Annotated in this window: 14 protein-coding genes; 7 read left to right on the top strand and 7 right to left on the bottom strand. The window is 71.9% G+C overall.

Annotated features, from left to right (window positions below; translation table 11 throughout):
• The coding region (locus AB0F77_RS39815) for a carbohydrate-binding protein (RefSeq protein ID WP_361958606.1) at positions 1 to 342 on the top strand (342 nt) is incomplete at its 5' end.
• A 61-nt stretch (positions 343 to 403) separates the two neighbouring features.
• On the opposite strand, the gene AB0F77_RS39820 is transcribed toward AB0F77_RS39815, so the two are convergent.
• Positions 404 to 853, bottom strand: a complete 450-nt coding sequence (locus AB0F77_RS39820) for a hypothetical protein (RefSeq protein ID WP_361958609.1) — start codon at positions 851 to 853, stop codon at positions 404 to 406.
• Between the two features lie 72 nt (positions 854 to 925).
• Positions 926 to 1,822, bottom strand: coding sequence for an RNA polymerase sigma factor SigJ (sigJ, locus tag AB0F77_RS39825; protein WP_361958612.1), 897 nt, complete (start codon positions 1,820 to 1,822; stop codon positions 926 to 928).
• A gap of 156 nt (positions 1,823 to 1,978) precedes the next feature.
• Between sigJ and AB0F77_RS39830 the strand changes: the two genes are divergently transcribed.
• Positions 1,979 to 2,734 carry an NAD(P)H-binding protein gene (locus AB0F77_RS39830; protein WP_361958615.1) on the top strand — a complete coding sequence of 252 codons (756 nt, stop codon included), beginning with the start codon at positions 1,979 to 1,981 and terminating at the stop codon, positions 2,732 to 2,734.
• A gap of 125 nt (positions 2,735 to 2,859) precedes the next feature.
• On the opposite strand, the gene AB0F77_RS39835 is transcribed toward AB0F77_RS39830, so the two are convergent.
• Positions 2,860 to 3,477 (bottom strand): DUF305 domain-containing protein, encoded by a 618-nt coding sequence (locus AB0F77_RS39835; protein WP_361958618.1) that lies wholly within the window; start codon positions 3,475 to 3,477, stop codon positions 2,860 to 2,862.
• 49 nt (positions 3,478 to 3,526) lie between these two features.
• Complete coding sequence (locus AB0F77_RS39840; RefSeq protein ID WP_361958621.1) at positions 3,527 to 4,459, bottom strand: DUF1996 domain-containing protein; 933 nt, start codon at positions 4,457 to 4,459, stop codon at positions 3,527 to 3,529.
• A gap of 301 nt (positions 4,460 to 4,760) precedes the next feature.
• Here AB0F77_RS39840 and AB0F77_RS39845 point away from each other — a divergent pair, with 301 nt between their 5' ends.
• Together AB0F77_RS39845 and AB0F77_RS39850 are read left to right on the top strand one after the other, a co-directional pair.
• Positions 4,761 to 5,762, top strand: a complete 1,002-nt coding sequence (locus tag AB0F77_RS39845) for a LacI family DNA-binding transcriptional regulator (protein ID WP_361958624.1) — start codon at positions 4,761 to 4,763, stop codon at positions 5,760 to 5,762.
• 73 nt (positions 5,763 to 5,835) lie between these two features.
• Positions 5,836 to 6,414 carry a TetR family transcriptional regulator gene (locus AB0F77_RS39850; protein ID WP_361958627.1) on the top strand — a complete coding sequence of 193 codons (579 nt, stop codon included), beginning with the start codon at positions 5,836 to 5,838 and terminating at the stop codon, positions 6,412 to 6,414.
• A gap of 144 nt (positions 6,415 to 6,558) precedes the next feature.
• Here the strand turns inward: AB0F77_RS39850 and AB0F77_RS39855 are convergent, their stop codons facing one another.
• The gene (locus AB0F77_RS39855) at positions 6,559 to 8,061 is read right to left on the bottom strand and encodes a hypothetical protein (RefSeq protein ID WP_361958630.1); all 1,503 of its coding nucleotides are present in this window, start codon (positions 8,059 to 8,061) and stop codon (positions 6,559 to 6,561) included.
• Positions 8,062 to 8,251: 190 nt separating this feature from the next.
• On the opposite strand from AB0F77_RS39855, the gene AB0F77_RS39860 reads away from it, so the two are divergent.
• Positions 8,252 to 8,920: a DUF305 domain-containing protein gene (locus AB0F77_RS39860; RefSeq protein WP_361958633.1), complete on the top strand. Its 669-nt coding sequence runs from the start codon at positions 8,252 to 8,254 to the stop codon at positions 8,918 to 8,920.
• A 116-nt stretch (positions 8,921 to 9,036) separates the two neighbouring features.
• Here AB0F77_RS39860 and AB0F77_RS39865 read toward each other — a convergent pair whose 3' ends face one another.
• Entirely contained in the window at positions 9,037 to 9,648 is a 612-nt protein-coding gene (locus tag AB0F77_RS39865) for a TetR/AcrR family transcriptional regulator (protein WP_361958636.1), read from the bottom strand.
• An 86-nt stretch (positions 9,649 to 9,734) separates the two neighbouring features.
• Between AB0F77_RS39865 and AB0F77_RS39870 the strand changes: the two genes are divergently transcribed.
• Positions 9,735 to 10,682 carry an oxidoreductase gene (locus AB0F77_RS39870; protein WP_361958639.1) on the top strand — a complete coding sequence of 316 codons (948 nt, stop codon included), beginning with the start codon at positions 9,735 to 9,737 and terminating at the stop codon, positions 10,680 to 10,682.
• A gap of 107 nt (positions 10,683 to 10,789) precedes the next feature.
• Positions 10,790 to 11,554, top strand: coding sequence for an acyl-ACP--UDP-N-acetylglucosamine O-acyltransferase (lpxA, locus tag AB0F77_RS39875; RefSeq protein ID WP_361958642.1), 765 nt, complete (start codon positions 10,790 to 10,792; stop codon positions 11,552 to 11,554).
• 48 nt (positions 11,555 to 11,602) lie between these two features.
• Here the strand turns inward: lpxA and AB0F77_RS39880 are convergent, their stop codons facing one another.
• Positions 11,603 to 13,405, bottom strand: a complete 1,803-nt coding sequence (locus AB0F77_RS39880) for a thiamine pyrophosphate-requiring protein (RefSeq protein ID WP_361958645.1) — start codon at positions 13,403 to 13,405, stop codon at positions 11,603 to 11,605.
• Positions 13,406 to 13,451 lie beyond the last annotated feature (46 nt).

The raw sequence follows: 13,451 nt of genomic DNA on the forward strand, positions 1-13,451 counted from the left end.
GGCAACGCCTCCGTCGCCGACTGCTCCACCTGCTCCGGCGGCAAGAAGGTCGGCAACCTCTACCTCGGCGGCAAGCTCACCGTGAACGACGTCGTGGTCGACAAGCCCGGCACCTACCAGATCAAGGTGTCCTACGTCAGCGGTGACGCCCGTTCGCTGGACGTCTCGGCCAACGGCGGCGGCGCCACCGGCCACAAGTTCCCCTCCACCGGCGACTGGGGCACGACGAGCGACGTCTACGTCCCGGTGACGCTGAAGGCCGGTGCCAACACCGTCACCTTCGACAGCGGGACCGGCTACGGCCCGGACATCGACCGGATCGACGTCCCCAGGTCCTCCTGAGCACCGAGGGGTCCGGCACCTGTCCGGGCCCCTCGCGGGGCGTGACCGCCGCGCCGTTCCCTCACCGGGGGAGCGGCGCGGCCTTCGTCGTCCCCCGGGGCGCGGACCGCGCGGCGCCGGGCAGCAGGAGCACCACGGCGCCCACGACGAACAGCGAGAGCGAGACGGCGTTCAGCACCTGGTCGCGGGTGCCGTACATGTCGAGGTGCTGGAGGTGGTAGACGAGGTGGGGCACGCCGAACACCAGCCAGGCCAGCCCCGCCGCCTGCACCAGCAGCGCGTTCTCCGCCCGCCGCACCGCGACCAGGCTCAGCACCGTCAGCGCCAGGTACATCGCGCCCACGTCCTTGGCCAGGTGCTCGTTGTACGGACCGAGGACCGGGAGCCAGCGCAGACCGAGGCCGGGGAAGGATCGGTACCACGACCCGGGGGCGAAGTAGGCCCAGAAGCCGACGAAGGCTCCGGAGAGGGCGAAGAGCAGCAGGATCAGCCGTCGTACGAAAGTACTCATGCCCTGTAGACGGGGTCGCCTCCCGCCGTGTGACATCACCCGACCGCACGCGCTCCCGGTCGGCGGGGCCCGTCACTCGTCGCGGCCGGCCGGCAGCTTCCGCGGGTTGAGGACCATGTCGACCCGTACGACACGTCCGTCCGCGATCGTCAGGGAGACCACCGCGACCGTCGCGCCCCGCGCGTCGAGCACCGTGAGTCCCGGCTCCCCGTTGACCAGCACCGGCACGAGCGTGGTGCCGGCCGGCTGCTTCTCGGCGACCCCCGCGAGGAACCGGGCGACCCGGTCCGCGCCCTCCACCGGCCTGCGGGCCGCGGTCACCACACCGCCACCGTCGCTGGTCAGGGTCACATCGGGGTCCAGGACGGCGAGCAGCGCCCGTACGTCGCCCGACCGGGAGGCCGCCGTGAACGCCTCGACGGCGGCCCGGTGCCTGCCGGTGTCCACCTCGGTACGGGGGACGCGCGCCGCGATGTGCTTGCGCGCCCGCGCCGCGAGCTGGCGCACGGCGGCGGGGCTGCGGCCGACGACGACGGCGACCTCGTTGAAGTCGGTGCCGAAGACGTCGTGCAGCACCCAGGCCGTCCGCTCGGCCGGGGTCAGGGTCTCCAGCACGACGAGCACGGCGTAGCTCACCGTCTCGCGGAACGCCACCCGGTCGGCGGGATCGGGCGCCGTCGCGGCGTCGGCGAGCAGCGGCTCGGGCAGCCAGACGCCCACATAGGTCTCGCGGCGGTGGCGTGCGGAGCGCAGCACGTCGAGGGCGTGCCGGGACACGGCGGTGACGGCCCACGCCTCGACGTTGCGCACCGGTTCGCCGCCGTGCGCGGCCAGCAGGCGCGGCCACATGTCCGCGACGACGTCCTCGGCCTCGGCGTGGCTGCCCAGCACCGCGTAGGCGACGCGCACCAGGCGGGGCCTCGCACGGTCGTACGCGCGGGCCAGTTCGCTGTCCGTCGTCACATCCACCACTGATCCACGTCGGGGCGTCCGCAGTCGCCTGAGCAGTATGCGCGATGCACCGTACTCGACCCGGGAGCGTCCCCGGTGATGTCACATCCCCGGGGGGCCGCCCCGTCTACCTGGTGAAAGCACCGGAGCACGGCACGAGGACGGAGAAGGCACATGCGCGTCGCAGTCGCGGGAGGAACCGGTTGGGTGGGCAGGCTCACGGTCGACGCCCTTCGTGGAGCGGGCCACGAGGTGCGGGTCGTCGCCCGCTCCACGGGGGTGGACCTGACCACGGGCGCGGGGCTCGACGGGGCCCTGGACGGGGTGGGCGCCGTGATCGACGCGACGAACGTCGTGACCACCGGTCGGGCCAAGTCGGTCGCCTTCTTCGAGACGACGACGGCCAACCTGCTGCGGGCGGAGGAACACGCCGGGGTGAAACACCACGTGGTGCTGTCGATCGTCGGCTGCGACACCGTCGACCTCGGCTACTACTACGGCAAGCGGGCCCAGGAGCGGGCGGTCGCGGCGGGCGGCGTCCCCTGGACCGTGCTGCGGGCCACGCAGTTCCACGAGTTCGCCGCGCAGATGCTGGAACGCGGCGGCCCGGTGGTGATCGCCCCCAGGATGCTCAGCCGTCCGGTGGCGGGCGCGGACGTCGCCCGGGTGCTCGTCCGGCTGGCCCTCGCGGAGCCGCTGCGGGGCATCCACGAACTGGCCGGACCCGAGGACCTCCAGATGGTCGACATGGTCCGCGGGCTCGCGCGGGCGCGGGGCCTGCGCCGGCCGGTCCTGCCGATCCGGCTCCCCGGCGCCGTGGGGCGCGCGGTCGCCGGGGGCGCGCTGCTGCCGAGCGGCCCGGTCGAGGAGGGCGGTGAGACCTACGACACATGGCTCACCCGGACGAGCGAGCCCCACCACGCCGAGTGACACACCGACGGACCGAGAGGGAGGGGAAGTCGGGACCCCTCCCGGCACCACACTTCAGGACCTGAACACGGCCACCGGTTGCCGGGGTGGGTGGGGTTCCGCGACCGGTGGGGGGTGGGGCGGGGTCAGGCCGGTGGTGGCATGGTGCGTCGGGCGTCGGTCGACGTCCTGGCCACCGTGAGGGCGAGTCGCTTCACCTCGTGGCCGGCGTTCGCCGACCGTACGGCCGTCGCCATCCTGCCCGACTGGTCCAGGTGTTCGCGCAGCGCGGCCCGCAGCAGTTCGTCGAAGCGGTCGCCGCGGGCGGTCTCCAGGTCCCGCAGTTCCCGCCGGTCGACCATGCCGGGCATGTCGTGGCCCTCGTGCGGGTTGTCGTCGGGCACCCCCGCGTCGGCCAACAGGCCCCGCAGGGCGGCGAGATCGGACCGGCGTCCCTCGGCCAGGCCGCCCGCCCAGCGCTTGAGCCGGGCGTCGCCACCGTGCCGCGGGGCCAGTTCGAGGATGTGCCAGGCCTGGTCGTCCATGGCGATCATCAGCTGGATCCAGCCGATGTCGGTGGCGTTCAGACCGCCGTCGGGGCTCGCCGTGACACCGGTGTGCGCCGCGGTGTGCGACGCGTGCGGCGCCGCCACCGGGGCCGGTGGCGCTGATCCGGCGCACCCCGACACGGCCGGCGCGCACAGCAGGACCGTGACGAGGAGGGCCGTGGCCCGCCGTGCCGACGGTGAGGTACGAACTGCCATGCCCGCTCCTTGGATCGATGGCCGTGCCGGGGTACCGCGAGGGGGACGGTCAGGACGGGTTGCCGTCCGCGCCGCACTTCACGATGGCGTTGATGCAGTTGGTGACGCGGCGGGCCAGCTCGTTCTCGGGCCACGCGTTGAAGAAGTCACCGTGCATCGTGTAGCCGGGTCCGGACGCCAGCCGCAGGCCCTGCGTGCCGCCCGTGACCGGGTAGCGCAGCACCTGGCGCACCTTGGGCACGGGCACGGGGTGGCTCGCCGGGCACGCGCCGTTCACCGGGTAGGACATGTGGCTCTTGTGGTCGGCGGAGTCCAGGTCCCTGCCGTTCCAGCACTGCGGGAAGTCGAGGTACGACTCCAGCATCGAGTCGGCCGGGCAGTTCACGAAGTCCTTGGACGGGTTGACCTCCCCGTGGTGCAGACACGACCAGCGGGCGATCGACGTGGGGTCGCCGGTCCCCGTGGCCTTGGCGTTGCCCGCCACGATCCGCAGGCCCTGGGGGAAGGGCCTGATGCGCTGGATCACGTCGTCGCGCACGCCCTCCCCGAGGTAGTAGAAGGTGGTGCCGGTGGGCTCGACCGGCTGGTCGTTGCGGTACAGGGTCGGCACCCAGTACGACGAGGTGTCGATGGTCGGGCTGCACGTGGACGACGAGCCGAGCAGGTCGGTGACGTCGGTGTGCGCGTTGGTCACCCGGCTGCCGAAGAAGCTGTGCATGTGGGACGCGCCGGGCAGACCGGGGAAGACGATCGGGTCGTCGGGCAGGCGGTGGCTGTAGGGACACTCGGCCAGGAACTCCGCGACCTTGACGACCTGGGCGCCCTGGGGCGCGGCGTCGATGCGGGTGTCGGTCCCGGCGCCCGGTGCCGCGGAGCCCGCGTACAGGGCGCCGAGCACCAGACCCAGCGCCGCCAGTGCGGTCGTCCAGATGCGGCGCCTGCGGGGACGGTCCGCGGGCGGACGGGGGGATCTTCTCAGCACAGCACTCCTCCTAGGGAAGTGGTGGGGGGCTGCTCCCGGAAGCGGTTCCGGAACCGGTTCCGGTCTTGTTCCACGGAGTGAAGCGGTGTGTCATGTTGCCGTCAATACCTCTCGTAGTGATTGACGTGTTCCAGGACCCCCGAGACTTCAAGAGTTGACGGAAAACCAGCCATCGGGCACTCGAACCCGGCCGTCACGAAGGGTGTTGACGTGATCGAGGGGCCGCTGCTTCACTCGGACGTCGCGCCGGGAGCGGTCGCGGCGCGGGCCCGGACGTCGGCCCGGTACAGCGGAGGGTGCGATGCGGATCACCATCGCGGACGTGGCCAGAGCGGCCGGGGTCAGCAAGACGACGGTCTCCCGGGTGCTCAACACCCGCGGCGAGGTGGACCGTTCGACCGCCACACGGGTGCGCGAGGTCATCGACCGGCTGGGATACGTGCCGAGTTCGGGCGCGGTCGGACTGGCCCGCGGGCGCAGCCGCACGGTCGGCATGCTCGTCCCGTCGCTGACGTGGCCATGGATGGGCGAGGTTGTGCAGGGTGTCGTCGACACGCTGGAGGCGGCCGAGTACGGGCTGCTGCTGTTCACCTGCAACCGGGGTGCCGAATCGGTCGCGCGGTTCACCAGCCAGGTGTCCGCCGGCGCCTTCGACGGGCTGCTCGTGGTGGAACCCGAGAACACCCTGGACATGCTGACGGCCCTGCACCGCGGGGGACTTCCCGTCGTGCTGATCGACGACCGGGCGCATCATCCGGAGTTCCCCCACGTCACCGCCACCAACCGCGAGGGCGGCGCGGAGGCCGCGCGCCACCTGCTGTCGGTGGGCCGGTTCCGGCCGCTCGTCCTCGCCGGCCCCATGCGCTTCGGCTGTGTGCGCGACCGCATCGAGGGGTTCCGCGCCGGGTACGCCGCGCAGGGCCGCCCCCTCGCCCCCGACGCGGTCGTCGAGAGCGACTTCACGGAGCCGCACGCCCATGACGTCGTACGGCGACTGCTCGCCGAGGGGAGGGAGTTCGACGCGGTCTTCGCGCACAACGACGTCGCGGCCGTCGGGGTGCTGTCCGCCCTGCGCGCGGCCGGGCGGCGCGTTCCCGAGGACGTCGCCGTGATCGGCTTCGACGACATCCCGGCGGCCCGCCTCACCCGGCCGCCGCTCACCACGGTCCGGCAGCCGATGCGGCAGATGGGCGAGACGGCGGCGCGCATGCTGCTCGCCCGCCTGGCCGGCGACACGTCCCCCGACACCCACGCCGTCCTGCCGACGTCGCTCGTCACCCGGGAGTCGACCCCGGGGGGCTGACCCGGCGACCACTCCCGGGGGCGGCTATGTCCGCATCTGGGGACATTATCGGACCGGCAGGTAGGATCTGAGCATGACCAACGATGCGCCTGCCGTCCCGCAGCGGCGTGCCCGCGACTCGGAGGCGACGCGGCGCGCGATCCTCACCTCCGCGATCGACGCGTTCTCCCAGAGCGGATACGACGGCGCCAGCACACGGGACATCGCCCGTGAAGCCGGTGTCGACCCCCGTCTCATCACCCGTTACTACGGATCGAAGGAAGCCCTCTTCGAGCAGGTCGTGGAGGAGGTGTACCGCCATCCGCTGATGATGATCCCGGGCGAGAACCGCGAGGTGGCCAAGGCCCTGCTCAGCGACTCGTCGGAGAGCGCGAAGGGGCTCCTGCTGACCATCCGCTCCTCGGGCAACGAGCGCGCGGTCGAGATCATGCGCGAACACCTCGAACACCACTACCAGCGTGAACTCGCGGGTGCCCTCCCCGGCCACGACCCCGTGGTGCGCGCCGCGCTGCTCATCGCGATCTGCTCGGGCGTGCAGATGCAGCGCAACGTGCTGCGCAACAGCGCCCTCCAGGACTCCGCGAGCGACGAGGCGATCGTCGAACGGCTCGCCGCGGCCCTCGACCTCGTCGGCAGCGAGGACCTGGGCTGAACCGGCCCCGGACCACCGCACCGGCTCCCGGGGCGCACCCGCGCCCGCCCGTGCGACCCCGGCCGCGTCCACCCGTGCACACGGGTGGACGCGGCCGGCCGCTCGGACCGGTCCGTCGTCCCGGTGCCGCTCCGCGGCCGGACGTCAGTCGAAGTAGTCCGGCTGCGTCTGGGTGTTCAGCTCACTCAGGTGGACCCGCTTCGCCGGGTCCGTGCGCCGGTCGCTGATCTTCAGGACGTCGAAGCCCTTGGCGATGTCGTTCGAGTAGATGTAGCCGTTGTAGTAGTACGCCGACCAGGCACCGCCGGTCACCAGGCTGGCGGTGGACAGCGGGCCGCGCTCGAAGTAGCCGATCTCCTTCGGGCGGGACGAGTCGGTGAAGTCCCAGACCGAGACGCCGCCCTGGTACCACGCCTGCACCATGATGTCCTTGCCCTTGACCGGGATCAGCGAGCCGTTGTGGGCCACGCAGTTCTCGGTGTCGGCCTGGTACCGGGGGATCTTGAAGTAGCTGCGGAAGACCAGCTTGCGCTTGTCGCCCTTGCCGACGATGTCGTAGATGCCGTCCGCCCCGCGGTTCGGGCCGGTCGCCTCGTTGCAGGTGGCCGCGCCGCCGCCGCCCAACTCATCGGTGAACACGACCTTGTTGGCCTTCTGGTTGAAGGTCGCCGAGTGCCAGAACGCGAAGTTGACGTTGTCCTGGACCCGGTCGATCACCTTCGGGTGCTCAGGGTCCTTGATGGACATGAGGATGCCGTCGCCCATGCAGGCGCCCGCCGCCAGGTCCAGCGAGGGCAGCGTGGTGATGTCGTGGCAGCCGGTGGTCTTGCTGACACCCGGGTTGGTCGGGCCGCCCGGGTTGCCGCCGCCGTCCGCCCCCTCACCGGGGAACAGCACCGGGAAACCGACGACCGCGGCCTTCTCGGGAGCGTTGCGCGGCACCTTGATGACGGAGATCCCGTCGTGCGGCGGCTGGCAGTCCGGGTAGGCGGCGTTCGGCGAGTACGACGAGACGTAGACGTATACGTTCCTGCGCTCGGGCACCAGCGTGTGGGTGTGCGAGCCGCAGGCGGTCTCGACGGCGGCGACGTACTTCGGGTTGCGCTTGTCGCTGATGTCGAAGACCTTCATGCCCTCCCACGAGGACTTCTCGGTCACCGGCTGCGTGGTGCTGTTGCAACTGGCGTCGCTGCGCGAGGAGTCGGTGGACAGGAACAGCAGGTCACCGGAGACGGAGATGTCGTTCTGCGAGCCGGGGCACAGCACCTGGGCCACCGTCTTCGGGGAGCGCGGGTTGCTGATGTCGAAGACGCGGAAGCCGTCGTAGTTGCCCGCGAACGCGTACTTGCCCTGGAAGGCGAGGTCCGAATTGGTGCCCGGCAGCGCGTCCTTGGCGATGTTCGTGAGGTGCTCGATGTTGCCGGAGTGGACGATCTCGTCCTGGCCGGGTATCTCCCCGCTCGTGATCGCCTTCCGTGCCTGGGCCTGCGCGCCCTCGGAGACCTCCGTGCGCGCGGCCGGGGCGTCCCCGGGGTCGGGGGTGGCGGTCGCCGGGGCCGCCGTGAGCAGAGCGGCCAGCAGGCCCGCCGCTGCCGTCACGACTCCCAGGCGTCTCCGCCGTGTTCGAGGGTCGTTCAACAGGATCACTGTTTCCTCCCTAGGTCCGTTCCCCGTGGAACGGCATACGCACCCCGCAGTATTGTCTTCGCCATGCTCATACCAACAGAGGGCAACGTACTTGTCATGAAGGTTTTTGATCGGTAACGCGCGGAAGCCTGCTAAACAGGTCCCAGCGCTCCCGAGGTGCCCGTCAACTCGCCTGCCACAGGAGGCCGTTGTGCTGTTCCGCCGTGCGTCGCGCGCGTCACTCGCCGCGATCGGACTGACCGTCGTGGCCGTGCTCGGCAGCGGGGGCTGCGACTCCGGTTCACAGCCGAAGCCGGCCGCGGTGAAGGGGCCCGCCGTGATCGCGCCGGGTGAGCCGGGGGAGGCCAACCGGACCCTGTCCGCCGACGAGGCGGCGAAGCGGCGGGCCGAGGACGACTCGCCCAACTCCGCGGACGTCTCCTACGCCCGCATGATGATCCAGCACCACTCCCAGGCCCTGGAGATGACCGCACTCGTGCCGGAGCGGGCCGAGTCCACGCAGATCAAGCGGCTCGCCGAACGGATCGCGGCGGCCCAGGGCCCGGAGATCGCGGCCATGCGGGGCTGGCTCACCGAGCACCACGAACCGGAGAAGGCCGACGAGGGCCACGACCACGGACACGACCACACGGCGATGCCCGGCATGGCCTCCGAGGCCCAGCTGAAGAACCTGCGCGCCGCCGACGGCAAGGCGTTCGACCAGCTCTTCCTCACCCTGATGATCACCCATCACGAGGGAGCCATCACCATGGCGACCGAGGTGAAGGGCCAGGGCAACAACATCAGGATCGAGGAGATGGCCGACGACGTGGTCGCCCAGCAGACCAGCGAGATCAGCCGGATGCGCAAGATGCTCTGATCGGGGGCGGGGGCAGGGGCAGGGGCGGATGCGGACCGATCCCTGACAGGGCCGACCCCGGACACGGGCCGGTCCCAGGCGCGGGGCGCCGACGCGGTGACGCGTCGGCGCCGGTGTCAGTCGTCGGTCCGGGTCCGCTCGGCCACGAGGGCGTGGGCGCTGCGTGACGCCTGCCGTCCGGCCTCCGCCAGGGTGTTCCGGCCGGTGGGGAGCATGTCCTGCTGGAGGAAGAGGGCCAGGCCGTGGGCGGCGGCCGCGATGCGCACGAGCAGTTCCAGCGCCGTCCCTTCGTCGCCGGTGACCCGCTGTGCGACGGGCACCATCATGTCGAACAACTCCCGGCCCGCGCGGGCGAGTTCGGGATGGCGGCCCTTGTCGAGTCCCGCCAGGAACGTGATGTCGAACAGGGCGCGTTCCTCGGTGGCGAACGTCACGTACTCGGCGGCGAAGGCCGCCAGCTGCCCGGCCGCGTCCCCGTCGGAGGCGATCGCGACCCGGTAGCGGCGCTGCTGCTCCTCGTACCCCTTCAGCGCCAGTGAGGCCAGCAGGGCCTCGCGGTCGGCGAAGTGCTTGTAGGGGGCCGACATGCTGACCCCGGCGCGGCGGCACGCCTCCGCGAGCGTGAAGCCGTGCGGCCCGCGCTCCAGGACGAGGGCGAGCGCGGCCTCTTCGAGGGCGTTGCGCAGATCTCCGTGATGCTGCCCACTCGGGCGTCGTTTGACTGGCACGCCCCTTAGGTTAACACTCTTCACCATATGGTGAATGGCATTCACCACTAACCGTCGTGCCGTCGCACCCGCCTCCAGGAGGAACCATGCCCCTGCCCACCCACCGCCCCTGGACCGCCGAGGACGTCCCCGACCAGCACGGACGCACCGCCGTGATCACCGGCGCCAACACCGGCGTCGGCTACGAGACCGCGCTCGTCCTCGCCCGGCGCGGCGCCCATGTGATCCTCGCCGTGCGCGACGAGACCCGGGGCGCGCAGGCCGCGCGGCGGATCGCCGAGGCCGTCCCCGGCGCCCGGACCACCGTGCGCGGCCTCGACCTGTCCTCACTGCGGTCCGTCCGCGCGGCGGCCGAGGCCATTCGGGCCGCCGAGCCCCGCGTCGACCTGCTGATCAACAACGCGGGCGTCATGTACGGCAGGGAGCTCCGGCGCACCGAGGACGGATTCGAACTGCACCTGGGCACCAACCACCTGGGGCACTTCGCCCTCACCGGACTCCTGCTGGACCGGATGACCGACGTACCGGGCTCCCGGGTCGTCACCGTCAGCAGCATGGGCCACCGCCAGGGCGGACCCATGGACCTGGACGACCCCAACTGGACGGCACGGCCCTACGGCCCGACCCCGGCCTACGCGCACTCCAAGCGGGCCAACCTGATGTTCACCTACGCGTTGCAGCGACGGCTCGCGGGCCGCGCCCGCACGATCGCGGTGGCCGCCCACCCCGGCGGCGCCGACACCGGCGGCTCCCGGCGGGCGACGGCCGACCGCGGTCCCGTGGGCCGGGCCCTGTTCGCGGGTGTCGTACGGCCGCTGCTGATCCAGGACGCCGCACGCGGCGCGTGGCCCGTCCTGCGCGCCGCGACCGACCCCACGACGGAGGGCGGCCGGTACTACGGCCCCGGCGGGCTCCTGGAGAGCAAGGGACACCCGAAGGTGGTGCGGTCCAACACCGAGTCGTACGACGAGGGCGCGCAGGGCCGGCTGTGGGGGATCTCGGAGGACCTGACGGGGGTCACGTTCCCCTTGTGACCGGCCGGGGTTCCTGCGGGTCACGGCCGTCACAGGGCCCCGACATGCCGTCACAGGGCCCTGACGTATGGTCGACCGGTTGATCATCGAGGGGCAGGGGGGAACACATGCCGTCCATTCATCCGTCGGCATGGGTGGACAGCGGTGTGAAGGTCCCCGACTCGGCCACCGTCGGCCCCTTCGCGGTGGTGGAGGAGGGCGCGGAGATCGGGGAGTCCGTCACCGTCGGCCCGCATGCCGTCGTGCACGGCTCGGCCACCCTGCACGACGGCGTCCGCGTGGGCGCCCACGCGGTGCTCGGCGCCGACCCCCAGTCGCTGGGCTTCGACCCCGAGGTGCGCACCCGGGTCGTGATCGGGGCGCGCTCGGTCCTCAGGGAGGGCGCCACCGTCTCCCGCGCCACCGGGGACGAGCCCACGCGGGTCGGCGCGGACTGCCTCCTCATGGGCCAGGTGCACATCGGCCACGACTGCGTCCTCGGGGACGGTGTGGTCGTCAGCCAGGGCGCGGGACTCGCGGGCCACGTGACCGTGGGCGAGGGCGCGGTGATCGGCGGCATGGCCGGCGTCCACCAGCACGTCCGGGTGGGCCGGCTGGCCATGGTGGGCGGAGCGGCCGTGGTGACGAGGGACGTCCCGCCGTTCCTGGTCGCCATGGGGAAACCCGCCCGGCTCGCCCAGATCAACCGGCTGGCCCTCACCCGCGCCGGCGTGGACGACGCACGGCAGCGTGCGGTACGCCGTGTCTTCCTCGCCCTCCAGAACCGCGCCCCGGCCGAGGCGGAGGGCGCCGCGGACCCGCTCGCCGCCGAACTGCTCACCTTCTGGTCGAGCGCCGGCGGCAGGGGGACGACCGCGTTCCTGCGCGGCTGACGACCGGCACCGCGCCCGAGGCCGGCGATCGGCCCGCCCCGCCTCCGGTCACCGCCCGTCGCCGCCCCCGCGGTGCGGCAGGAACTCCTGGACCTTGGCCTTGAAGCCCTGCCTGACCATGGCGACCCGGTCACTGTCCCCCTTGATCACGGATGCCGCCGTGGCCTCGATCTGGTCCAGGGTGGCGTGCGGCGGGATCGGCGGTACGGCGGGATCGGTCACGAAGTCCAGCACGCACGGCCGGTCGGCGGCGAGCGCGCTCTCCCAGGCCCCCCGCACCTGACCGGGCGCCTCGACCCGCAGCCCGGTCAGACCGAGGGAGCGGGCGAAGTCGGCGTAGGCCACGTCGGGGATCGACTGCGAGGGCAGGAACTGCGGGGCTCCCGTCATGGCCCGCATCTCCCAGGTCACCTGGTTCAGGTCCCGGTTGTTGAAGACGGCGACGATCAGCCGCGGGTCCTCCCAGTCCCGCCAGTACTTGGCGACGGTGATCAGCTCGGCCATGCCGTTCATCTGCATCGCCCCGTCACCGACCAGGGCGATCGCCGGCCGTTCCCCGTGCGCGAACTTGGCCCCGATGGCGTACGGCACCCCGGGGCCCATCGTCGCGAGCGTCCCGGACAGCGAACCGCGCATCTCGCCGCGCAACCTCAGGTGCCGGGCGTACCAGTTGGCGGCGGACCCCGAATCCGCGGTCAGGATCACGTCGTCGGGGAGCAGCCCGCTCAGGGCGTGGGCGACGTGCTCCGGGTTGACCGGACGCGCGTCGACGGCGGCCCGGCGCTCCATGACCTCCCACCACTCGGCCACGTTCGCCTCGATCTTGTTCCGCCAGGCCGGGTCCTCGACCTGTTCCAGCAGGGGCAGCAGCCGTTGCAGCGTACGGGCGGCGTCGCCGACGAGGTTGACCTCGAACGGGTAACGCAGTCCGACCATGTGCGGATCGACGTCGATCTGCACGGCGCGGGCCTTGCCGAACTCCGGCAGGAACTGCGAGTAGGGGAACGACGAGCCGACGACGAGCAGGGCGTCGCACTCGCGCATCATCTCGTACGAGGGCCGGGTGCCCAGCAGACCGATCGCGCCCGTGACGTAGGGCAGGTCGTCGTCGAGGGCGTCCTTGCCGAGCAGCGCCTTGGCCACACCGGCGCCCAGCCGGTCCGCCGTCCGCATCACCTCCGCCCGGGCTCCCCGCGCGCCCTGACCGATCAACATGGCGATCTTCCCGGAGGAGTTGAGGACATCGGCGGCCCGCTTCAGGTCCTCGTCGTCGGGCACGGGCGCGTAGTGCGGCACACCGAGGCTGGAGGGCACCATCTTGAAGGCGTGCGAGGGCGGTGTGTAGTCGAGTTCCTGGACGTCGGCCGGGACGATCACGGCCGTCACCGAGCGCCGCGCGTACGCGGTGCGCAGCGCCCGGTCGAGCACGTTGGGGAGCTGTTCGGGGACGGTCACCATCTCGCAGAAGTCCGAGGCGACGTCCTTGTAGAGGCTGAGGAGGTCGACCTCCTGCTGGTACGAGCCGCCCATGGCGCTGCGGGCGGTCTGGCCGACGATCGCGACGACCGGCACATGGTCGAGCTTGGCGTCGTACAGCCCGTTGAGGAGATGGATGGCGCCGGGGCCCGAGGTGGCCGTGCAGACCCCGACCCGGCCGGAGAACTTCGCGTACCCCACGGCCTCGAACGCCGACATCTCCTCGTGGCGCGACTGGACGAACCGCGGGTCGTCCTCCGCGCGTCCCCAGGCCGCGAGGAGACCGTTGATCCCGTCCCCGGGATAGGCGAAGACGTGTTCCACGCCCCAGGCACGCAGCCGTTCGAGGATGTGATCGGAGACCTTCGTCGACATGTTCACGGTCCTTTCCGGGGTGGCGGGGGTGACGCACCTGCTGTCG

The organism is Streptomyces sp. NPDC026672 (assembly GCF_040638185.1).
In the GTDB taxonomy this organism is placed as follows: domain Bacteria; phylum Actinomycetota; class Actinomycetes; order Streptomycetales; family Streptomycetaceae; genus Streptomyces.